This window comes from Arthrobacter sp. fls2-241-R2A-200 (genome assembly GCF_030209745.1).
GTDB lineage: Bacteria > Actinomycetota > Actinomycetes > Actinomycetales > Micrococcaceae > Arthrobacter.
Window position 1 is genome coordinate 340,656 of record NZ_JARVRJ010000009.1, and the last position, 22,773, is coordinate 363,428.

At 63.1% G+C, this 22,773-nt stretch carries 18 protein-coding genes; 11 read left to right on the top strand and 7 right to left on the bottom strand.

The features are described from left to right. Positions 1-13 precede the first annotated feature (13 nt). Complete coding sequence (locus QRN42_RS11640; RefSeq protein ID WP_284979316.1) at positions 14-763, bottom strand: LamB/YcsF family protein; 750 nt, start codon at positions 761-763, stop codon at positions 14-16. Then, the gene (locus QRN42_RS11645) at positions 763-1,563 is read right to left on the bottom strand and encodes a hypothetical protein (protein WP_284979317.1); all 801 of its coding nucleotides are present in this window, start codon (positions 1,561-1,563) and stop codon (positions 763-765) included. The genes QRN42_RS11640 and QRN42_RS11645 overlap by 1 nt, the downstream gene beginning before the upstream one ends. Positions 1,564-1,763: 200 nt before the next feature. On the opposite strand from QRN42_RS11645, the gene QRN42_RS18015 reads away from it, so the two are divergent. Continuing rightward, positions 1,764-2,342 (top strand): DUF6855 family protein, encoded by a 579-nt coding sequence (locus QRN42_RS18015; RefSeq protein ID WP_350224877.1) that lies wholly within the window; start codon positions 1,764-1,766, stop codon positions 2,340-2,342. A 360-nt stretch (positions 2,343-2,702) separates the two neighbouring features. Here QRN42_RS18015 and QRN42_RS11655 read toward each other — a convergent pair whose 3' ends face one another. Further along, positions 2,703-2,924: a hypothetical protein gene (locus QRN42_RS11655; RefSeq protein WP_284975856.1), complete on the bottom strand. Its 222-nt coding sequence runs from the start codon at positions 2,922-2,924 to the stop codon at positions 2,703-2,705. A gap of 255 nt (positions 2,925-3,179) precedes the next feature. Here QRN42_RS11655 and QRN42_RS11660 point away from each other — a divergent pair, with 255 nt between their 5' ends. The 7 genes from QRN42_RS11660 to QRN42_RS11690 all read left to right on the top strand — a co-directional run bounded on the left by QRN42_RS11660 (position 3,180) and on the right by QRN42_RS11690 (position 13,052). After that, a complete protein-coding gene (locus QRN42_RS11660; RefSeq protein ID WP_284979318.1) occupies positions 3,180-4,985 on the top strand; it encodes a thiamine pyrophosphate-requiring protein in 1,806 nt (601 codons plus the stop codon). Between the two features lie 231 nt (positions 4,986-5,216). Continuing rightward, positions 5,217-5,315: a potassium-transporting ATPase subunit F gene (locus QRN42_RS11665; RefSeq protein WP_284975858.1), complete on the top strand. Its 99-nt coding sequence runs from the start codon at positions 5,217-5,219 to the stop codon at positions 5,313-5,315. 6 nt (positions 5,316-5,321) lie between these two features. After that, complete coding sequence (kdpA, locus tag QRN42_RS11670; protein WP_284979319.1) at positions 5,322-6,989, top strand: potassium-transporting ATPase subunit KdpA; 1,668 nt, start codon at positions 5,322-5,324, stop codon at positions 6,987-6,989. After that, positions 6,986-9,124, top strand: a complete 2,139-nt coding sequence (gene kdpB / locus QRN42_RS11675) for a potassium-transporting ATPase subunit KdpB (RefSeq protein WP_284979320.1) — start codon at positions 6,986-6,988, stop codon at positions 9,122-9,124. Before kdpA ends, kdpB begins: the two co-directional genes overlap by 4 nt. A 9-nt stretch (positions 9,125-9,133) precedes the next feature. Further along, on the top strand, positions 9,134-9,745 hold the full coding sequence (locus QRN42_RS11680; protein WP_284975861.1) for a potassium-transporting ATPase subunit C: 612 nt from the start codon (positions 9,134-9,136) through the stop codon (positions 9,743-9,745). Between the two features lie 29 nt (positions 9,746-9,774). Then, complete coding sequence (locus QRN42_RS11685; RefSeq protein ID WP_284975862.1) at positions 9,775-12,378, top strand: DUF4118 domain-containing protein; 2,604 nt, start codon at positions 9,775-9,777, stop codon at positions 12,376-12,378. Then, positions 12,375-13,052 (top strand): response regulator, encoded by a 678-nt coding sequence (locus QRN42_RS11690; RefSeq protein WP_284975863.1) that lies wholly within the window; start codon positions 12,375-12,377, stop codon positions 13,050-13,052. The genes QRN42_RS11685 and QRN42_RS11690 overlap by 4 nt, the downstream gene beginning before the upstream one ends. 37 nt (positions 13,053-13,089) lie before the next feature. Here QRN42_RS11690 and ilvD read toward each other — a convergent pair whose 3' ends face one another. Continuing rightward, positions 13,090-14,952, bottom strand: coding sequence for a dihydroxy-acid dehydratase (ilvD, locus tag QRN42_RS11695; RefSeq protein WP_284979321.1), 1,863 nt, complete (start codon positions 14,950-14,952; stop codon positions 13,090-13,092). An 86-nt stretch (positions 14,953-15,038) separates the two neighbouring features. On the opposite strand from ilvD, the gene QRN42_RS11700 reads away from it, so the two are divergent. The 3 genes from QRN42_RS11700 (at position 15,039) to mptB (ending at position 18,893) form a co-directional block, all read left to right on the top strand. Further along, positions 15,039-15,911 carry a helix-turn-helix transcriptional regulator gene (locus QRN42_RS11700; RefSeq protein ID WP_284979322.1) on the top strand — a complete coding sequence of 291 codons (873 nt, stop codon included), beginning with the start codon at positions 15,039-15,041 and terminating at the stop codon, positions 15,909-15,911. Between the two features lie 41 nt (positions 15,912-15,952). Then, positions 15,953-17,038, top strand: a complete 1,086-nt coding sequence (locus QRN42_RS11705; protein ID WP_284979323.1) for a DUF8462 domain-containing protein — start codon at positions 15,953-15,955, stop codon at positions 17,036-17,038. Positions 17,039-17,279: 241 nt separating this feature from the next. Next, positions 17,280-18,893 (top strand): polyprenol phosphomannose-dependent alpha 1,6 mannosyltransferase MptB, encoded by a 1,614-nt coding sequence (mptB, locus tag QRN42_RS11710; protein ID WP_284979324.1) that lies wholly within the window; start codon positions 17,280-17,282, stop codon positions 18,891-18,893. Here the strand turns inward: mptB and QRN42_RS11715 are convergent. The 3 genes from QRN42_RS11715 to QRN42_RS11725 all read right to left on the bottom strand — a co-directional run bounded on the left by QRN42_RS11715 (position 18,890) and on the right by QRN42_RS11725 (position 22,626). After that, complete coding sequence (locus QRN42_RS11715) at positions 18,890-20,104, bottom strand: glycosyltransferase 87 family protein (protein WP_284979325.1); 1,215 nt, start codon at positions 20,102-20,104, stop codon at positions 18,890-18,892. The genes mptB and QRN42_RS11715 overlap by 4 nt on opposite strands. A 64-nt stretch (positions 20,105-20,168) precedes the next feature. Then, on the bottom strand, positions 20,169-21,473 hold the full coding sequence (locus QRN42_RS11720; protein ID WP_284979326.1) for a glycosyltransferase family 87 protein: 1,305 nt from the start codon (positions 21,471-21,473) through the stop codon (positions 20,169-20,171). A 145-nt stretch (positions 21,474-21,618) separates the two neighbouring features. Next, on the bottom strand, positions 21,619-22,626 hold the full coding sequence (locus QRN42_RS11725; RefSeq protein ID WP_284979327.1) for an EAL domain-containing protein: 1,008 nt from the start codon (positions 22,624-22,626) through the stop codon (positions 21,619-21,621). Positions 22,627-22,773 lie beyond the last annotated feature (147 nt).

Consider the following 22,773-nt stretch of genomic DNA (forward strand, 5'->3'; position numbering starts at 1 on the left):
AGGCGAAGACGTCCTAGGCGAACGCCTCGATCTGCACCCCGGCCTGCTGCAGGCCTTGCTGAACGGCGGCTGCCATGGACACCGCGCCGGGCGTATCCCCGTGGATGCACAAGGAGTCAGGTTGGACACGAACCACGGAACCGTCGACGGCGAGCACCTCGCCGCGCGTCGCTAACCGTACCGCCTGCGCTACCACGGCGTCGGGGTCGTGCAGCACTGCCCCTTCGTGAGTCCGCGGGACAAGAGTGCCATCGGGTTGGTACGCCCTGTCCACGAACGCCTCACGGAACACCGGGTGACCCGACTCCTCGGCCAACCGCAACCAATCGGAACCCGGTAAACCAAGTACGGGAAGCCCCGGATCGTAGGCATGGACGGCCGCCACCACAGCTTCTGCCTGCTCGGCGTCGTGGACAATCCTGTTGTAGAGCGCGCCGTGGGGTTTCACGTAATCCACCGACGCACCCACCGCATGGGCCATACCGTCCAAGGCGCCAAGTTGGTAGAGCACGTCCCCGAACAGCTCGTCGAACGTCATGTCCAGGGAGCGCCGGCCGAAGCCTGCCAGATCGCGATACCCCACATGCGCGCCCACCCGGACGTCCAGCTCGAAGGCGGCCCGGCAGCTGTCCAGCATTGTCAGTGGATCACCGGCGTGGAAGCCGCAGGCAACGTTGGCGCTGCTGACAATGCGGAACATCGAAGCGTCGTCGCCCATACTCCAAGAGCCGAACGACTCCCCCAAGTCAGCGTTGAGATCCACTATTTGTCGCCCTTCTTGTCCAAGTCCGTGAGCGCATCCATTGTGTCCGGCTGCAATTCACCAGGGATCGTATCGGGCAACTGGCCAAACGCTTCCCTGGCGGTTGCCACCACAGCCCTGCCCATCATCATGTTTCCGGCGCCACCAACCACGGCCCCGACGCCGAAGGGCAGTGCCCGGCCGAGGAACGCTGAACCTTGCCGTTTCATGAAGCTCTTCAAGAACGCGCGCTGAATGGTATCGCGGACCACACCGAATCCGCTTCCGGGAATCTTCTTGGTCAGGGTCCTACCCCACGCGTTGGTCACTCCCTTGCTGTGGCCCAGCGACTGACCGCTGAGGGCACCGAGCATCGCGGTCCCTTCTTCTCCCAGCATGATGGCCATGACCATGGTCCGCGCCCGTTCGGGGTCGGTGAGGCGGATACCGTGGAGCTCTGCCAGGGACGAGGCATACAGCGCCGTAGTCTCCAGGAATCCGACCGTGGCCAGCGCGGAGAGTCCCAGCGAGGCCGCTGTTCCGATACCAGGCACGACGGCGGTGGCACCTACCGCCGCACCCCCGCCTGAGACGGCGAGCAAGTAGTGGCGCTCTAGTTTGGCGGCAAGCTGCGCCGGTGAGTCTTTCGGGTAGCGGCGTTGGAGCCTCCGAAGGTTCGCGAGGACCATCGGGCGCTGGACGTCAACTGCCTTCAACAGCACGTTATGGACGCCGGGCTTGGTGTTGCCTTGAGCGTCAAACACTGCGTTGTGGGCTGTTTCCTGGGCGATCTTCACCGCCGGGTTGTGGCGCTTGGGCATCTTCACTTCTCCTTGGCAGTTGGGTCGTCAAAACGGGGAACTGCTTGGCTTCAGCCTATGCCACACCCTCCGCTGCGGGGCCCGCTCTGCACGCTTAGAGCCCGTAATTCCGCGCAGAGCGGACCCCGCAAGACGGCATCCGCGGCGTAGACTCGGACTTGTTCACCGAAGCAATCCCTCAAGGATAGGAAGTATCCTTAGTGAAGCCATCTGGAACGTCCGCAGAAGAGCCGCGCCAGCACACCGACGCCCCCGCCGAGGGTGAGCCCGAGGGGTGGGAAGCCCACCAGATCGGCGCACATTCCCAGGACCCCGCAGAGGGGCCCGATACCGATGGGCCCGACGACGGCGGGCCGGATACCCCGGGGCAGGCAGCCCCGGGAGCTGGAACCAAAGATGACCCTTGGCGGCTCACGACGCCACCGGGTTCTTCGGACTACACCATGTATAAAGACGAGGCCTTGGATCCCCCTGCGATCATCTGCCAGGTGGGCGCCACAAAACTGACGTACCAACTCCGCGCCATCGAGGACCTGCACGCCTGGCTCGTGGAACAGGGCGACTGGGTCCCCCTCGGCGCTGCCGACGAAGGCAAAGAGGCTGCCGAAGGGACCGTAGAAGCGTGGGGTCGCAGCGAGGGTAACCCCGTGGGTGGCTGGTACGGGCTCCGAAAGGGTTACCGCGGCCGCTTCGGGATGTACATGCCGCCTCTCTTGGAGGCGCTGGGCTTGGCTGAGCTTACCCACGAAAAGCGGAACAACGCGATGCGGGCTATCTAAAGTCACGCACCCTCTTGAGGTTCCGGGGACTTAGGTTCGCGGTTCCCCAGATAAACCGATCGCGCGCGGTTTGACCGATCGTGCGGTCGGTCGCGACTCAGACGACCGACCGCACTAGCCCGGTTTCACGCAGCGACGGCGCCCCGGGCGGGCCCCAGAACCCGCCACACCCATCGCTGCCAACTCAGTCGATGTACGGCGGCAGGGCCGAAAAGGGCAACGGCAAAAGCGCGGCACAAAGACGTGGGCACTGGTTATGTACGTTGACCTGCGGAAACGTGACGCCGCCAATTAAAAAAAGTTTGGAATACCTGCTCACGCCCGCGGTGACGGCGGAGCAGGCCTACCCAACGGGCGGAGCTATCCTGCTTTCCCGGACACGGCTACGAGAACGCCTGCCGTGGCAAAGTACTTGTTGCTGCCCAGGTCCCTGATCGTCTTGATGCCGAGTTCCTTGAACAGCTCATCGTGCTTTTCGGTCAATCCGGCCAATGCAGAAGGCGGCGCATTGAGGACTTCCTCGAGGCTTGCGTTTTCGTAAGCCTTATCAAGGGCCTTACCCAATTCGATAGAAACAGCCACGGCATTTCCTTTCATCGACACGGGACTGCCGCGATGTGCAGCAGCCAAGGAGCGCTTCCAGTAGGCACACTGACAGTTGGGGGCCCTACCGGAATCCCCCAAGTCGGCTCCCTAGCGATCAAGGTATCGCCCTTGCTGCACGTTTGAATAGGCCTCTACCGCCCGAGTCTGGCGGCCAAAAAGAGCGCCATATCCATCAGCATGCTTACTATAGTTACCCCGGCAGCAACCGTCATCTGACAACAGGAGCGCGTCATGTCCCAACGAACGGTCTCGGATCTCATGGCGGCGCGCCTCAAAGCATGGGGCGTGGAGAGGGTGTTCGGATACAGCGGGGACGGCATCAACGGTTTCATGGGTGCGCTCCGCCGCTCCGAAAGCGACCTCGAATTTATTCAAGCCAGGCATGAAGAAGCCGCCGCATTCATGGCCGTAGGGCACGCAAAGTACACAGGCGGCGTGGGGGTCGTAACCTCCACGCAAGGACCCGGAGCAGTCCACCTGCTCAACGGCCTCTACGATGCCAAGCTGGACAGCGTCCCCGTGGTGGCCATTATCGGTCAGCAAAGCACCACGGTGCTGGGTTCGGCATACATGCAGGAGATAGAACTCCTAACCCTCTTCAAGGACGTCGCTGCGCAATTCGCCCAGCTGGCCAGCTCCCCAGAGCAGGTTCCCATGCTGATTGACCGTGCTTTCCGGACAGCACTGGAAACAAAGTCCCCCTGCGTGGTGATCGTCCCCCACGACATCCAGACGGCGGAAGCTCCGGAGCTCGAACAAGAGCACGGAATCGTGGTCACGGCTCCTGTGTGGCACCGGGCAAACATCATGCCCCGGCAACAGGACCTGAACAGGGCGGCGGATGTCCTGTCCGCAGGCGAACGGATCGCCCTCTTCGTGGGACAAGGCGCCCGCAACGCGCAAGCGGAAGTCATCGCATTAGCGGAGAAACTCGACGCCGGAATCACCACGAGCCTGCTCGGCAAGCCTTACGTCGACGAGACTCTCCCGCTGGCCACCGGCACCATGGGACACCTGGGCACCACCGCCAGCGCCTACCTGCTGGAAAACTGCGACACGCTCCTGATCATCGGCTCCAACGACCCCTGGACTGAGTTCTACCCGAAGCCTGGGACTGCACGGGCAGTCCAGATCGACATCGACGGCAGGAAGATCGCCAACCGCTACCCCGTGGAAGTGGGCCTTGTAGGTGACGCGGCAGCCACCGTCCAGGAGCTGTCGGACCTTATCGACGCGCGGGACCAACCGTCCCGCGCCCAGTGGCGGGCCGACGTCGAACATCAGGTCAGCGCATGGCGGCGCCTCGCGGGGGAACGCGCCGCCATTCCCGCCAAACCCGTCAACCCCGAACTGGTGGCGCGCGAGCTCAGCGGCAGGCTCCCGGGCAACGCCCAGGTGAGCATCGACGTCGGAAGTTGCGTTTATTGGTACGCACGCCAGCTGACGCTTCCACCGGGAGTTCCTGCGCATCTCTCGGCCACCCTGGCAAGCATGGGCTGTGCCATCCCCTACGGACTGGCAGCCAAGCTCGCGCATCCGGACCGGCCGCTGGTGGCGTTGGCGGGCGATGGCGGCATGCAGATGCTGGGGGTGGCGGAGCTGATCACGGTGGCGCATCGCTGGCGTGAATGGGCCGACCCGAGGTTTGTGGTGTGCGTGTTCAACAACCGCGATTTGGCCGAGGTCTCATGGGAACAGCGTGAAACGGAGGCCGAGCCGCGGTTCAATGCCAGCCAAGAGATTCCTGACTTCCCCTATGCAGGTTACGCGGAGCTGCTGGGCCTCAAGGGCGTCCGCGTGGACGACCCGGCCATGCTGGGAGCCGCATGGGATGAGGTGTTGAACGCGGACCGTCCTGCGGTCCTGGAAGTGCTCACGGACCCGAACATCCCGTTGCTCCCGCCGTTCCCCGCTGGGGAACAGAAGCTCGAGGGGATGCGCTCCGCCCTTGCCCAAGAAGGCAACGCCGGAGAGCACGCCCGCGAATTGCTGGACATGTACGCCCAAGGAGAGGCGCAATTGCGCAACCTACGTTAAGAGCGCATCAAGATTCCCTCCGCAGCCATTAAGGAACCGTTAGGAACGCCTTTTCGCCTGTTTCACAGGAGTTGACTGGCATCAACCCCCGTAAACGGGGCGTGGATGAAAGGACGTTCCAGTGGCCGACATGGCTGTTGTGGTGATTCTCGTGGTGACCATGGGAATCGTGATGTGGGTTGCCCACCTCTTGGGCAAAATGGTCGACAGCGATGGCCCGGTGAGTGGTCAATGAACGTGGACGCCATCATGTGGGTGTGCTTGTTCATTGCCGGATTGGCCATGGCCGTATACCTTCTGGCCGTGCTGCTTAACCCGGAAAAGTGGTGACAGCACGTGGTTTTTAGTATCGCGTCATTCATCACCCAGATCGGGGTCCTGTTGGTGGCCCTGATCCTCCTGCACAAACCGCTGGGCTTGTACTTGGACCGTGTTTTCTCCGGCAACAAGTCCCGGGGGCCTGAACGGTTGTTCTACCGCCTGGCCGGGGTGGACCCGGACACCGAACAAAGCTGGTCCGTGTATCTGCGGAGCATCCTGGTCTTCTCAGCCGTATCCATCCTGGTGGTCTTCGCCCTGCAACGTCTGCAAGGGGTGCTTCCCGGGAATAACGCGCTGCCGGGAGTTGATCCGTGGATCGCCATGAACACGGCGATCTCCTTTGTCAGCAATACCAACTGGCAAACGTATGCGCCGGAGGCGACGGTAGGCATTTTCGTCCAGATGTGCCTGCTCGCGGTGCAGAACTTCCTTTCCGCCGCCGTGGGAATCGTGGTGGTGGTGGCGCTGATCCGCGGTATTGTCCGTACCAAGACGGACCGGCTGGGCAATTTCTGGGTCGATCTTGCCCGCACATCCTTCAGGGTTCTGCTGCCAGTGGCGTTCGTGGCGGCAATCGCCTTGGTAATCGGCGGCGTCGTCCAGAATTTCTGGCCAACGGACGTGGCGAACCAGGCGAGCGGGGCCTCCCAAGCGATTCCGGGCGGCCCGGTTGCCTCCCAGGAGGCCATCAAGGTACTGGGTACCAACGGCGGTGGATACTTCAACGCCAACTCGGCCCATCCTTTGGAAAACCCCAACGTGTTCACCAGCCTGTTCCAGGTCTTCCTGATCCTGCTCATCCCCTCGGCCCTTCCCTATACCTATGGGCGAATGGTCGGGGACCAGCGGCAGGGCTACACGATCGCCGCTGTCATGGGAACGCTCTGGTTGACGTCCACGGCATTGATGGGGTGGGCTGTAGCGTCAGCCCAAGGAACTGCGACGGCGGCCGCGGGCGGGTTGGGCGAGGGGTTCGAGCAACGCCTCGGTCCCGCCGCGAGCTCGATCTTCGCCGCCTCCACCACCCTTACCTCCACCGGCGCCGTTAACGTGGCACACGACTCCCTGCCACCGCTCGCCGGGGGAATTGGAATGCTGAACATGATGCTTGGCGAAGTAGCGCCCGGGGGCACGGGTTCAGGGTTGTACGGCATGCTGCTCTTGGCCATCATTGCCGTCTTCATCGCCGGATTGATGGTGGGGCGTACCCCGGAATTCCTGGGCAAGAAAATCGGTCCGCGCGAAATGAAACTTGCGGCGCTCTACATCCTGGTGACACCCACGCTGGTGCTGACGCTTGCAGCGATCACGGCGTTGTTGCCGGAGGTGATGGCCAACGCACCGGCCTCCGGACCCCACCAATTCAGTGAACTGCTGTACGCGTTCACCTCGGGGGCGAATAACAACGGCTCGGCATTCGGCGGCATCACCAGCTCCGGACCATACCTGTCCACCATGCTGGGCATCGCCATGCTGCTGGGCCGGTTCCTGCCGATCGCCTTGGTACTTGCGTTGGCCGGTTCCCTGGCCACGCAACGCAAGATTCCGGCGTCCTCGGGAACGGTACCCACCCACGGGTGGCTGTTCGGATCACTGCTCCTCAGCGTCACCGTGATCATGACGGCTCTGAGCTACTTCCCGGCCCTTGCTTTGGGCCCACTCGCAGAAGGACTTATCAAATGACCCGGTCCAGCACCGCATCCGCCGCGGACTCCCCCACCCTCACCTACGCCGACGGCAACCCACTGGGCACTCCGGGTGAACACAAGCACCACACCAAAACACCGGCGAAACTCAATGCCGCCACCGTCCGGGCGGCCCTCCCGGTAGCTTTCAAGAAGCTGGCTCCCCGGCAGATGGTCCATTCCCCTGTCATGTTCGTAGTACTCGTCGGTGCAGCCATCTGCACGGTAATCTGCGTGCTCAAGCCCGACGTCTTCAGCATCGCTGTGACCGCCTGGCTGTGGCTGACCGTATTGTTCGGCACGCTGTCCGAGGCCATCGCGGAAGGGCGTGGCAAGGCGCAGGCGGACAGTCTCCGGGCCAGCCGCAAAGGTGTCACGGCCAGGCTTCGCCTGGACGACGGAACCACCAAGGAACTACCCGGCACCGAGTTGCGGCTCAATGACGTGGTGATCTGCGAGGCCGGTGACGTGATCCCTTCAGACGGCGAGATCGTCGAAGGCCTCGCGAGCGTGGACGAATCCACCATCACGGGTGAATCAGCCCCCGTGATCAGGGAGTCCGGTGGCGATCGGTCTTCCGTTACCGGTGGGACCAAAGTCCTGTCGGATCGCATCCTGGTCCGCATTACCGCCGAGCCCGGGGCAACTTTCATCGACAGGATGATCAAGTTGGTGGAAGGCGCCGTCCGGCAAAAGACTCCGAATGAGATCGCCCTGCACGTGCTCCTCGTCTCGCTGACCATCGTTTTCCTGGTGGTCACCATGGCCTTGGCTCCTTTCGCTTCGCTGGCGGGAGCAACGCCGTCGCCCATTGTGCTGGTAGCCCTTCTGGTCTGCCTGATCCCCACCACCATCGGTGCCTTGGTGCCTGCCATCGGCATCGCCGGCATGGACCGGTTGGTCCAGCACAACGTCCTGGCGACATCCGGCCGCGCAGTGGAAACAGCCGGAGATATCACCACATTGCTGCTGGATAAGACGGGCACCATTACCTACGGCAACCGCCGGGCCGTCAACTTCTTCCCAGCCAAGGACGTGGAGCCCGGCAAACTCATCATCGCTGCCCGGCTCTCCAGCCTGGCTGACGAAACGCCGGAGGGCCGGTCCATTGTGGACCTCGCCAACGACGCCGGCGTCAATGGCCCCGAGTTGGTCGATCTCCGGAACACTGCGGAGGAGATCACCATCGTGGAGTTCACCGCGAGCACACGGATGAGCGGCGTGGACCTGGATGGACGCCTGATCCGCAAGGGTGCGGCGTCCGCCGTCGAGGGTTTCGTCACCGAGGCAGGCGGACAGCTACCCGACGAAGTCCGGCGGAAGGTGCAGGAGATATCCGCGGATGGCGGCACGCCACTGCTCGTCGCGGAGAAGACGCCCGACGGCGGCGCCCAAGTCCTGGGAACCGTCCACCTGGCCGATGTGGTCAAGCCTGGCATGCACGCCCGGTTCGCGGAGCTACGGAAAATGGGTATCCGCACCGTGATGATCACCGGCGACAATCCTGTCACCGCCAAAGCGATCGCGGCCGAAGCCGGCGTTGATGATTTCGTGGCCGAAGCCACTCCCGAAGACAAACTGCAGGTTATTCGGCGCGAACAGGGCGAGGGCCGGCTGGTGGCGATGACCGGGGACGGCACAAACGATGCCCCTGCCTTGGCTGCTGCCGACGTTGGTGTGGCCATGAACTCCGGGACCCCCGCGGCCAAGGAAGCGGCCAACATGGTGGACCTTGACTCCGATCCCACCAAACTCATCAATGTTGTGGGGATCGGTAAGCAGCTGCTCATCACCCGCGGCGCACTTACCACATTCTCCGTGGCAAACGATGTTGCGAAGTACTTCGCAATCGTCCCGGCCCTCTTCACTGCAGCGTTTCCGGGCCTTGGTCTGTTGAACATCATGGGCCTGTCCAGTCCGTCGTCGGCCATTCTCGCGGCGGTGATCTTCAATGCGCTCATCATCATCGTGCTGGTGCCACTGGCGCTGCACGGCGTGAAATACCGGGCAGTCAGTGCCAACCAAGCACTGGGCCGGAACCTGCTGGTCTACGGGCTTGGCGGTTTGGTGGCACCTTTCCTCGGCATCAAGCTCATTGACCTGATCATTTCCCTCATCCCCGGCATTGGCTAGGAGGCCATCATGAACTTGCTGCTCGGATATCTCCGCCAAGCCGGCACCGCTGTGCGATTCCTGCTCCTGGCAACAATCGTTTTAGGAGTGCTCTACCCGCTGGCGGTCTTTGCGGCCGGCCAGGGAATTGCGCCCTTCCAAGCGAACGGCTCCATCGTTAAGGATCCCACCGGCCGCCCCGCGGCATCCGCGCTCATAGTGCAGGCCGCGGGCGGCAAGGACGGCGTTCAGGATGCCCGGTGGTTCCATGCACGGCCGTCGGCTGTGGGGTGGGACCCGGCGTCGTCCTCCGCAAGCAACCTGGGACCCAACGATCCGAAGCTGCTCGACGCCGTCACCACCAGCCGCTCAACGGTCGCCCGCGCGGAGGGCGTCAGCGAGTCTGAGGTGCCCGCCGACGCGGTGACCGGCAGCGGGTCCGGACTGGATCCGGATATTTCGCTGGCTTACGCAAAGCTTCAGGTTACGCGGGTTGCCAGGGCTCAGGGGCTCAGCCCCGTGGCTGTCCAAGGCCTGGTGGAAAGGAACACCACCAGCGGACTGGAAGCATTCTGGGGTCAGCCTTCGGTCAACGTGACGTCGCTGAATCTGGATGTCGCTTCTGCAGCGAAGACCAAATAGGGGCCCACTCCCGGTGGAAGAATGAGGATATGGCACGCGCGGCACTGAGAATCTTCCTGGGGGCAGCTCCGGGAGTGGGCAAAACCTATGCCATGCTCGAAGAAGCCCACAGGCTGCTGGGCCGTGGCGAGGACGTGGTGGTGGCATTCGCCATGCATCACGGCAGGGTCGATACCCAATCGCTGCTCCAGGGGCTGGACATCATACCGCCGCGAGAGATCGAGTACCGGGGAAGCATCTTCGAGGAAATGGACGTGGACGCCGTGCTGGCACGGCGTCCACACACCGTGATCGTGGACGAATACGCGCATACCAACATTCCTGGTAGTCGTCATGGAAAGCGCTGGCAAGACATTGAGGAACTGCTGGACGCTGGCATCAACGTCCTGTCCACCGTGAACGTGCAGCATCTTGCTTCCCTAGGGGACGTCGTCTCTGCCATCACGGACGTCAAGCAGGCAGAGACAGTTCCCGATGATGTGGTGAGACGAGCTGATCAAATCCATTTGGTGGACATCTCACCGGAGCTGCTGCGGCAAAGGCTTGGCGACGGCAAGATCTACGCAGCGGACAAGGTCGATGCGGCCCTATCCAACTATTTCCGCATGGGCAACCTGACGGCGTTGCGCGAACTGGCGTTGCTGTGGCTTGCTGACCGGGTTGACGAGGGCTTGGCGCGGTACCGGGCCGAGAACCAAATCGAGCAAAGTTGGCCGGCAAGGGAACGGATTGTCGTAGGGCTGACCGGCGGCCCGGAAGGCGAAGTGCTCATCCGGCGTGCCGCGAGGATCCTCAAACGGGTCAACGGCGGCGACCTGTTGGCCGTCCACGTTAGGGCGGCCGACGGCGTCTCCGCGGAATCACCGCAGGCACTGGAAGCGCAGAGGACGCTGGTTCGCGATCTCGGCGGCAGCTACCACACCGTTGCCGGCGAGGACCCGGCCAAGGCGCTGCTCGATTTTGCTCGGAGCGTCAACGCTACGCAGATCGTGGTGGGCGTCTCTCGGCGGAAACTCCCGGCAGGCCGTCTCACCGGAGGCGTCGGAAGCAAAGTGGTCCGGGACTCCGGAGACATCGACGTCCACATGGTCTCCCACCCCTTGGGGGGCCGCGGGGTTGAGCGTTCGCGCCAACGGGACCTCGGTCGCATCCGGGTGATGGTTGGCTTTGCGATGGCAGTGGTGGTGCCGGTGGTGCTGCAATTCCTGCTGGCCGTGAGCCCGTCGCACGATATTGCCACCGCAGTGCTGATCCAGCTCACCGGATCCGTTGCCGTGGCCTTGGTGGGCGGGCTATGGCCTGCACTGTTGGGTGCACTTTGGAGCAGCCTCTTGGTGAACTATTTCTCCGTCCCTCCTCTCGGGACACTCACCATCAGCGACCCCCAGAACCTGTTGGCGTTGCTGGTCTTCGTGGGCGTTTCCTCAGCCGTTGCCCTGGTAGTGGACCTTTCAGCCCGGCGATCCAAGGAGGCAGCCCGCGCGCGCGCCGAAGCGACGACCCTGGGCGACTTGACACGCGGCGCTTCCTCAGCTGAGGACCCCATCAAGGGACTGCTGGAACAGGCCCTGGACGTTTTCCAGGTACGACGCGCGGCCCTCTATGAATCAGCCTCCGGCGACGACGGTTGGCAGTTAGTGGCCGCGGCGGGCGAGGAAGCCCCTGACGAGAACGAAAACACCGAGCAGATCGACGCCAACACCCGCTTGGTTCTCTCTGGCCGGGTCCTTCCAGCCAGCGATCGCAGGCTCCTTGGGGCTTTCGGATCCCACCTGTCCGCCATGATGGAACGCAAGCAATTGGCAGCCAGCCGGCGCGAGGTGATGCGCCTGGCAGAAAGCAACACGATGCGCACGTCCATCCTGCGTGCAGTCTCCCACGATCTGCGCACACCGCTAGCGGGTATCAAGCTCGCCGTCGGCGGCCTCCGGCAACCGGGTGTCAAGTACACCGAAGAAGAAGAACAAGATCTTCTGGCCACTATCGATGAGTGTTCGGACCGTCTTGACGTACTGGTGGGCAACCTCTTGGACATGTCCCGCATCACCTCGGACTCCGTGAACGCCCTGATCAAGCCCACCCGCTGGTTCGAGGTAATTCCCCCGGCCCTGCACGGTATCGCGGCGGGGCGGGTCCGGGTGGACCTGCCGGCGAACATGCCAGAAGTGGACGCCGACGCCGGCATGCTGGAGCGGGTCATCGCCAACATCGTTGAAAATGCGGTGAAATACGCCCCGGATTCCGACATTGTCATTGTTGGCGCAGCCGGTGGACTCAGCATGACGCCGTTGGCCGGACGACCAGCGGGCGAATTGCGAATTATCGACCACGGCCAAGGCGTTCCTGCCGCCAGCGTGGTCCAAATGTTCCAACCGTTCCAGCGGCTCCACGATGTGCCCGCCGCAGCAGGTGTGGGTTTGGGGCTCGCGGTCGCGCAGGGCTTCACCGAAGCGATGGGTGGCACGTTGACAGCGGAAGAGACGCCCGGAGGCGGGTTGACAATGCTGATCAGGTTGCCCCTCTCTGCCGGTCCGGTGTTTGACCACCCTACCGGTGAGGCGCCCATGGAAGCGCAGTCCTTGCTGCTCCAACGCGATCACCATCCACTGCCCACACGAGGAGCCAACCCGTGAACAACGTCCTGGTTGTGGACGACGATCCCCATATTGTCCGGGCACTCGCCATCACCCTCCGCGGTCAGGGTTATACGGTGGTGACAGCTGCCGACGGCGAATCGGGGCTGCACGCTGCGGCGCAGCGACCGGTCGCCGTCGTGATTCTCGATCTGGGCTTGCCGGACATGGACGGAACTACCGTGATCACCAAGCTCCGGGAATGGAGTACCGTACCGATCTTGGTCCTTTCAGCGCGCCACGGTTCCAACGACAAAGTGCTGGCGCTTGATGCCGGGGCGGACGACTACATCACGAAACCGTTCGGGTTGGACGAGCTTCTGGCCCGGCTGCGCGCAATCCTCCGCCGCCGCACGGAGCCCGGCCCGGAGCTTGCAACGGTAGAGACGAGTTCCTTCACCGTGGACCTCGCCAAGAGACGGATCACCCGGGCCGGAAGTGATGTGCGGATGACTCCCACCGAATGGAACATCCTGGACATCATGGTGAGAAATCCTGACAAACTCATCACGCAGCACCAACTGCTCTCGGAGGTATGGGGACCTGCGTACGCCAAGGAAGCCAACTATTTGCGGGTCTACATGGCACAGCTCCGCCGCAAGCTGGAGGCCGAGCCCGGCAATCCGCAGCACTTCATCACCGAACCCGGCATGGGGTACAGGTTTGTGCCGTGAGATCGCCGAAGCCCGGCCCTCCGAGCAGACTTGGCCCCTAGAGGTTCTCCACCAATGAGACATCGCGGACGGCGCCCTTGTCTGCTGACAGTGCCATGGCCGCATAGGCCCGCAACGCCGGGGAGACGTGGCGTTCGCGGTTCTTCGGCTTGTAGCCGCCATTGACTTCAAGCTTTTCGCGGCGTTCGGCGAGGATCTCGTCGGAAACCTGCAACTGGAGGGAGCGCTGACTGATGTCGATGCTGATGATGTCGCCGTTTTCAACCAAGGCGATGGCTCCGCCGGAGGCCGCTTCCGGGGAGATGTGCCCGATCGACAGGCCGGAGGTGCCGCCGGAGAAGCGGCCGTCCGTGATGAGGGCGCACTTCTTGCCCAGGCCGCGGCCCTTGAGGAACGACGTCGGGTAGAGCATTTCCTGCATGCCAGGGCCACCGCGGGGGCCTTCGTAGCGGATGACCACCACGTCGCCTTCCTTGATGGTCTTGTTCAGTATCATTTCCACGGCCTCGTCCTGTGACTCGCAGACAACTGCCGGACCTTCGAAGGTCCAGATGGACTCGTCCACCCCTGCGGTCTTCACCACGGCGCCGTCGACGGCGACATTGCCGCGCAGCACGGCCAGGCCGCCGTCCTTGGAATAGGCGTGCTCCACGGAACGGATGCAACCGCCCTCCGCGTCGGTATCCAGGGTGGTCCACTGGTTCGACTGCGAGAACGCGGTGGAGGAGCGTACGCCACCGGGAGCGGCGTGCCACAGCGCCTGTGCTTCCTCGGTGGCCTTGCCGCCGCGGATGTCCCAGTCGTCCAGCCAGCTGTCCAGGTCGTTGGAGTGAACGGAGTGGACGTTCTTGTGGAGGAGCCCGCCGCGGTTCAGCTCACCCAGCAGCGCGGGGATACCGCCGGCGCGGTGCACATCCTCCATGTAGTAGGTCTTGTCCCCGGCGACGTTCGGGGCCACCTTGGCCAGGCACGGCACCTGACGGGACTTGGCGTCCATCTCTGCCAGACCGTACTCCACGCCCGCCTCCTGGGCCGCGGCCAGCAGATGCAGGATCGTGTTGGTGGAGCCGCCCATGGAAATGTCCAGTGCCATGGCGTTGTCGAAGGCCTCGGCCGTGGCGATGGAGCGCGGCAACACGGAGTCGTCGTCGCCGTCGTAATAGCGCTTGACGAGCTCGACGACGGTGCTGCCGGCCTTCTCGTACAGCGCCTTGCGGGCAGTGTGGGTCGCGAGCACGGAGCCATTGCCGGGCAGCGCCAGGCCGATGGCCTCGGCCAGGCAGTTCATGGAGTTGGCGGTGAACATGCCGGAGCAGGATCCGCACGTGGGGCAGGCGTTCTCTTCGATGAGGTTGATGTCGGCATCGGAGATGGATTCGTCCACTGCATCGGAAATCGCGTTCACCAGATCCAGTGAGCGCACGGAGCCGTCCGTCAGGGTGACGCGGCCGGCCTCCATGGGTCCGCCTGAGACGAATACCACCGGGATGTTCAGGCGCAATGCGGCCATCAGCATGCCCGGAGTGATCTTGTCGCAGTTGGAGATGCAGACCAGGGCGTCGGCGCAGTGTGCGTTCACCATGTACTCAACGGAATCGGCGATCAGGTCGCGGGACGGCAGGGAGTACAGCATGCCGGAGTGGCCCATGGCGATGCCGTCGTCCACGGCGATGGTGTTGAATTCGCGCGGCACAGCACCGGCGGCGAGGATTGCGTCGGAGACGATCCGGCCCACCGGGGCCAAGTGAGTGTGGCCGGGGACGAACTCAGTGAAGGAGTTGGCGACGGCGATGATCGGCTTGCCGATGTCCGTGTTGGCGACGCCGGAAGCGCGCAGCAGTGCGCGGGCGCCGGCCATGTTGCGGCCATGGGTAACTGTTCTGGAGCGAAGTGCAGGCATAAGTATCATCCTGCTGTTCTTCTACGAATGGCGGAAGACGGCCTTACTACTAGTAGTGAAAGTAACAAAGTAATAGTGTTGAGTCCGTGAAAGATGAGAGACGCAAAGAGCTCGGGCTATACCTGAGGGCCCGCCGAAGCCAGGCACTCCGTTCCGATTACGGCTTGCCGCCAGTGGGCCGTTCCCGCGAGCGCGGCCTCCGCCGGGAAGAGGTGGCTTTCCTCTCCGGCGTGAGCGTCACCTGGTACACGTGGTTGGAGCAAGGCCGGGACATCAGCCCTTCGCGTCAAGTCCTCGAGTCCATAGCGCGTGCCCTGCACCTCTCGGATACGGGGCTGAGCTACGTGCTCTCCCTGGGCGGCTATTCGTCAGCGCGTTCCCAAGGTCCGGTTGCGGCCAACGTTCCGGCTCACGTCCAACGGTTGCTGGACGCCTTGGACCCCAATCCCTCCTATGCCCTTTCGCCGGACTGGGGTGTCGCTGGCTGGAACCGCGCCTATGAGGCGCTCTATCCGAAGATAGGAACGTTCGACGCCGGTGACAGGAACCTTCTGTGGCTGGTCTTCACTGATCCCTATGTCCGTGATCTCCTGCCTGACTGGGACGTCACCAGCAAGCGTTTCCTGGCGGAGTTCCGCGCCGAAACCGGCCAACGGCTGGGCGATCCGGATGTGGCCTACCAAGTGGAGCGGCTCAAGGAGGCAAGCCCCGAGTTCCAAGAGAGCTGGGACCGATACGACATCCTGGGCTTCGAGTCCCGCGAGCGGCTTTTCCACCACCCGGCCGTTGGCGTATTGCAACTGGAGCATCACCAGGTCTCGCCGTCGGACCGGCCGGATCTGCACATCGTTGTCTATACACCTGCGCCGGGCAGCGACGCGGGCGAGCAGATGCAGCGGCTACTAAGCAGCAATCAGGAGCTAAAAATAGGGCAGGCTGATAGGCTGAGACGAGTTTAACCACTTTCACCAGTTTCACCTACTTTTACAAGCGAGGCGTCGTGCAAAATCCCTTCAAGCCCACCGCAGGTGCAACTCCGCCCGATCTGGTGGGGAGGGCCGGGCTCCTTGATGAATTCGAGTACGGTCTCCGGCAGGGATCAGGGGCGCCCGGGCTACTCACGATCATCACGGGCTCCAGGGGCATCGGCAAGACCGTGATGCTCAGCTCCGCGGAATCACTCGCTCGGGAACAGGGCTGGGCGGTGATCTCCCGGACGGCCGTCCCAGGATTCCTGGCCAAGGTGGGCGAGGACATGCTGCAGATACTCCACGAACTGGGCGACGGTGGGCCGACGCGAAAAATCACGGCATTCTCTGCCGCCGGATTCGGCCTGACAACCCAGCTCCCACCGGAGCAAATTCCGGATTGGCGGCGCACCGGGGAGGAGTTGCTGCGCGTATTGGCAAGCAAAGGTACCGGCCTGGTCATCACCATTGATGAAATCCATGCAGTGGACCGAACCGAAATCTCGCAGCTCGCGGCAGATGTGCAGCACTTCATTCGCGATGGGTTGCCGATCGGCCTGGTGTTCGCAGGCCTACCATCAGCTGTTTCAGACCTGCTCAACGAAGGTGTGGCAACGTTTCTTCGTCGTGCTGACAGGATCAACCTCCATGAGGCAGCGATCGGCGAGGTGACCACGTCATACCAAGAGCTTTTTCGGGAAGGCGGCATTGACATCCCGGACGAGTTGACGGCTGAGGCGGCGGAAGCCACTGAGGGTTACCCCTTCCTCATCCAGCTCGTCGGATATTACCTCTGGATGGCGGCTGAGCGTGCCGGTTCCAAACTTGACCAAGCCGCCGTGTCTCAGGCCATTGCAGCCGCCCGCCGTCGTAACGCCTTGGTCGTCGTTGGATCCGCCCTCTCAGACATTTCGGATAAAGACCGGGATTTCCTCCACGCCATGGCCGAACAGGAAGGCCCGTCAACGGCCGCGCAGATCGGCAGCATCATCAAGTCCAAACCAAGCCTTGTGTCAAAGTACCGCAACCGCCTGATAGCGGCCGGGCTGATCGAACCGGCAGGCTACGGCAAAGTCGATTTCGCCGTGCCCGGGCTACGGGACCACTTACGGCAGTAGGGCGGACGCTTCACGTCCGGTTCCGCCGTGTGCCGGGACCTCCCCCGTTGCACCGTGACGTTCCGTAAACTGGACTAGCGATCCTGGTTCTGTTCCCGGTAGCCAACCGCCATTTTGCTGCCGGTGCTGCTCCCGGCCGGATCGGCGCTAAAATTTCACATGCCCAAAGCATATTTGTTTCGGCATCAGCTGCGTTCCGTTTTCCGGAGTGCCCAACCACGAGTGGGGGACCTAACTGGTCATGACGACAGGTAGCACCCCGAGCAAAGGCACAGGATCTTCGACGACGACGCCGGAGGCACTCCGCGACGCCGAACCGGGTTCCAGTGCGGCAACAACCCGCTCAGAGGGTAAACCCGTGGTCTACCCCGCCATCCTGCAGGGCTTCCTCGGCTCGCTCATGATGTTCGCGGGCTCCATTGGGATCGGCTGGATTGCCAACGGTTCCCCGATGATCCGCCACCCAATCGTCATCGCCTTGCGTACCGAAGACTGGGGGGTGACGGTCTCTGCCATCAGCTTGGCCGTCGGCGCCATGCTGCTGGTGCGCTCCTGGCTAAGACTGGGCCAGAGGATGGACACGTGGCAGGGCAATGCCCTGGGCCCCATTGTGACGGCAATTGCCGCGTGGTCCTTTCCGTTGCTCTTTGCCGTACCCGTCTACTCGCGTGACGTCTACGCCTACATAGGCCAGGGCCGGCTGATGATGGAAGGCCAAAATCCTTACGAGGTAGGCATCTCCACACTGAGCAACTGGTTTTCCCTGGGTGCGGACCCGGCATGGGCCGAGGCCCGAACACCCTACGGCCCGTTTTTCCTTTGGATGGCCAACGGCGTAGTGGCCATCACGGGGGCTCAACCGGACGTCTCCGTGCTGCTGTTCCGGTTACTGGCCGCAGCCGGGGTCCTCCTGTGTGTCCTCTACGTTCCCAAGCTCGCCGAATTGCACGGCGTCAACGGAGCACGGGCCCTCTGGGTCACGGTAGCCAATCCGCTTTTCCTCATCAGCTTTATCGCGAGCGCCCACAACGATGCCCTGATGGTGGGCCTGGCCGTCGCCGGTACCTACTTCGCCGCCACCCGCCGGCCGATCATTGGAGTGCTGCTCGTTACGGCATCCATCGGTATCAAGCCAGCAACCGTGCTGCTGCTCCCCTTCATCGGGCTGATGTGGGCCGGGGCCGGCGCCTCGTGGCCGCGGAAGTTCGGCATGTGGGCTGCCACGGCCGCGCTGAGCTTCGGGGTGTTGGCCATCAGCGGGATCCCACACGGACTGGGCCTGGGCTGGGTATGGGCCATCATCGACCCGACTCCCGGTTTCACGGGTTACTCCCCCTCCGGGTTCCTCGGCCAGCAACTCGAGTTTTTTGCCAACGCGCTTGGACTTCCCGGGGGCACCATGGCGAGCTTCCTGAGGACCGCCATGAAGTGGGGGGCAATGGTGCTGGTGGTGGTACTGATGTTCCGCGGAGACCATTCCAGGGTGGTACGGCGCATGGCGCTTGCCTTTGCCGCCTTGGTGCTGCTCTCCCCCATCATTCAGCCGTGGTACATCCTCTGGTTTGTTCCGTTCCTCGCCGTCACGGGCATCAGGGATGACTGGCAGATCCGTTGCCTCTACGTGGGAGTGACGTTCTTCATCGTCTTCGGAGCCCAGGATCAACTGTCGGTTTGGTCGTTCGTGCCGGTCTCGGTGGACCTGCAATCGCTGGCTTTCGCCGTCACCCTGCTGTTCTCTTTTTACCTGGTGTTCTTGGACATCCATACGCGACGGTTACTGGTCCAAGGCAAGTTGTCGGGCTGGGTCCGGCGCGGTGACCGCCGCCTTTTCCGACGGCCACCGGCCATCCGCTAGGAAACCAGGACCTTGCTGGGCTTGCGCCCCAGCTCCACCGTCCGCTGCACGGACCACCACAGCAATACCACCAGCAACACGTTGCGGGCCGTGAGTACCGCGGCCATCACGGGGTGCGCGTGGATGAGGGGAGTGTAGAACAGCGGGTAGATCACAAACGTGGTGACGGCGATCGCCATCAGAAGCGTTGCGGGGACTTTCCACCGGTCGAAATTGTGCGTCAGGCCTGCAACGATCACCGGCGCGAGCCAAATGATGAACTGTGGCGACCCTACTTTGTTGAACACGATGAACGCCGTAACCATCAGCAACGCCCCCTCAAGGAACAGTTCCTCCCGCTCCGCCCCACGCTTAAGGGCACGCAGCAACAACACCGCCCCAGCCAGGGCGGCCACTATGAGCAAGGGCTGCATCAGGAAGGCGGCGGCATCGGCGCCCGGGCCGTAGACCTCCGTGGAATTGATGGCGACGTTGTCAGCAATGGTCGAACCATCGATGTGGAAGACGCTCAGCCACACCCATGGGGTGGAGAACGTTGCCTCGAGCTGCATGCCACGCTCACCCTGGTTGATCAGGAAGTCCATGATGTGGCTGAAACCGCCGCTGAGGTAGGTTCCGACGGCGACGACGGCGGTGACCCCGGCTCCCGCTGCGATCATCGGGAGCCGACGGCGGCTGGCGATCACAACGGGCACGAGCACGGCCGCCGGCCACACCTTGATCCACGTTGCGACGCTCAGCAGGACTGACGCCACCACCGGCCGCTGCGCGGCGCACAGGAGGGCAATCATCACAATCGGGGCGGTGATTCCCTCCACCCTCGCAAAGCTGAGGTATCCCATGAACACGGTGAAGAAGAGCCACCACCACGCTGGCGCGATTCCGCTCCGGCGTCGAGGTCCGCGGGTGAGATACCAGAGGCCCACCGCATTGAGTGCGGTGATCAGGAGGGTCCACACCAGCAGGTACAGCGCCGGACCTGCCACGCCGGCAAGGAAGATCGGTATCTGGGCCAACACCGGATAAACCCAAGGGCTGATCTTGCCATCGAGGTTGGCCGGGTTGTACCCGCCGAAGGCCCACTGCCGGTACTGCTCGGTGTCGCTGAACGTGTCCCCGTGAAGGAAGAACGACGCCATCCAAGCGAGGAAGTAAAGATGGACTACAGCGAAACCCCACCAGATGCTGCCGGGCCGGGCGAACCAGGCCACGACCCGCGGCGACAGGATACTGCTACGGATACGGACCAGTCGGTCAAAAAACGTGGACGAAATCTTAAAGCTCCTTGGCCGCTGGTTCGGTGGCGACGGATGGCTTCCTGCCCAACGCGTACAGGCGGTGCGCGGACCAGAAAAAAAGAACCACCAGCAGGACGTTGCGGATGCTCAGCACCAAGGCCATCCACGGGTTGTTGTGGCTCAGTGCGTCGTAGAACAACGGATAAATAAAGTACGTGGCGACGGCGATAGCGATGAGCATCGCGGCGGGGACGCGCCACCGCTTCCAGTCATGGGCAAGCCCAACGGCCACGGCCGGGCCCAACCACACCATGAACTGTGGGGAGCCCACTTTGTTGAACACGATGAAAGCCGTTACCAACGTCAGGGCACCGGAGAGAAGGAGCTCCGTGCGGTCCACGCCGCCAGTGAGCTTTCCTTGGTGCAGCGCCCAGAACGTCAGGCCGGCTACTGCGGCCGCAGCGAGCAGCAGCAGGGGCTGCATCAGCACGGACATGAAGGCAGTTCCGGGACCGTCAACCTGCATGGAGTTGATGTCCGTGTTCATGTACATGTGGGAATCGCCGATCCTCAGGACCGACAGCCACAGCCAGGGCGTGGTGAACGTAGCTTCCAACTGCATGCCGCGGTCACCCTGCTGGGTGAGGAAGTTGAGCAGCTTGGGGACGGAGCCGATGGAGGCGGCAAGCGCCACTACCACCGCCGTCGTCACAATTCCTGCTGCTACGACGCGAAGGCGGTCCTTGACGACGGCGAATAAGGCCAGCAGGACTGCGGCCGGCCAAACCTTAACCCACGTGGCGATGCTCAACACCACGGCGGCAAGAAAGGGCCTAGCAACGCCGAAGACCAGGGCCACAAGGACCACTGGCGCCGTGAGGCCGTCGACGCGGGCAAAACCCAGCCAGCCCATCAGGGTCAGGAACAGCAGCCACCACCAACCGGCGGGAATGGCTTGTTGCCTGCGACCGCGATCGGTGAGGGCCAGCAGCGCCCAACCGTTGAGGAGCGTGGTCAGCAGGACCCAAAGAAAGAAGAACGGGCCGGGTCCGGCGACGGCGGCCACTGCCATGGGGATGAGTGCCAGGATCGGGTAGACCCATGGACTCGGGCCGCCCGACAGGTTGGCCTCATTGAAACCGGCCATCGCCCAGTCACGGTAGATGAACGTGTCACTGAAAGCTTCGCCCCGGAAAGAGAGCACGGCAGCGAAGACCAAAAAGCCCACGTGAACCAGCAGGAACCCCCATAACAGGCCCTTTGGCGTGTTCAGGTGTTCGCGCAGGCTCCTTGGGAACGTTGTGGTGCGAGGTTCCGCGGGAGTATTAGTTAACCGGTCCATCACGTAAGGCTTCCTTGCTAAGCGGGCCACTGCCAGTGCAGATCCCTGATCATGGAGCCGACGTACAGCACCGGTCCCGCCTGACACTCTAACGCGAGGCGCGCCGAATCGTGGTGCCCAGGGTGGCTGGTTTCAGCGCGGTTACCTAGCTTGTGGGCAACGTCTCCGTCTGTGCACGGATGCTCCAGGCGGACCAGTCCAGGGGGTGAACCGACGGGCGTCCCAAAAGGTAGCCCTGCGCCGCGGTGACCTTGAGGGCCGTGACTTCCTCGAGTTCCTCCGCTGTTTCGATGCCCTCGGCGATGATGTCCGCGCCAGCCGCGCGGGCCTGCTCAACGATGGCCTTGGCACGGATCTTTTGACCTTCGCTACTTGCGATGCCTTCAATCAGATGACGATCCAGTTTGATGATGTCCGGGTGCAATTGGTCGATCAGGTCCGCGGGGGCGAAACCGGCGCCCGAGGCACTGATCGCGACGCGAAGGCCGAGTTTACGTAGCGGCCGCAGAATCTCGTCAGCGGATGGGCTCTCCATGGACGCGAGGCTGCCGGTGAGCTCAATGATGATCCTGTCCGCGGCAAGGGTGGCCGCTGCCAAAAGGTCCCGAACGCGAGGATCTTGGGCTGTTGCCGGGGTGAGGTTTAGGGCAACGGACAAATCTTCAGGCACATCGTGCGCGGCAGTCAGTGCGCAGTGCAGGGCCGCTATCTCCAACTCGGTTCCGAGGCCCGCGGCAGCAGCCTCATTGAACCAGACGTCCGCCCCGGCTCCGTCCTCGCCCACGAAGCGGGTCAGTGCCTCAACTCCTACAACTTCCCCACCGGGAAGGGCATGAACAGGCTGGAAGGCTGTCAGCAGCAGCTTGTCCGTGAGGACCGACTGGATGGATTCCCGCATTTCGTGGCTGATGGGTACGCTGACCGACCGCTTGGCATCGTGGGATTCAAGGTGCAGGCTTGCCGGCTCCACCTGTACCGGAACCTTTGCCGACGGCTCTCGGGAGGCCGACGGCAGGTTGCGGGTTGCCAGCAGGTGCTCCAGGAGCGCGCGCTCGGGATTGTCCGGGCGCGCTTCAACCAAGCGGCGCAGCCTGGCCCTGGCTCCTTCAGACTTAGGCTCGGTATCGTCGAGGATGGATTCGATAATGTCCATCACCTGTCCCCGGATTACGATCTCGTCCGGCGAAGGTGTTTCCTCCGAAGACGGCGCGTCAGGGACGTGTTTGGGCGGGTGTTCCGGCCCCCCGGCCTGAGAGTGAGAGCCCGCTTCTTGAGCCATCGATAGTTTCCTTCTAAGTAT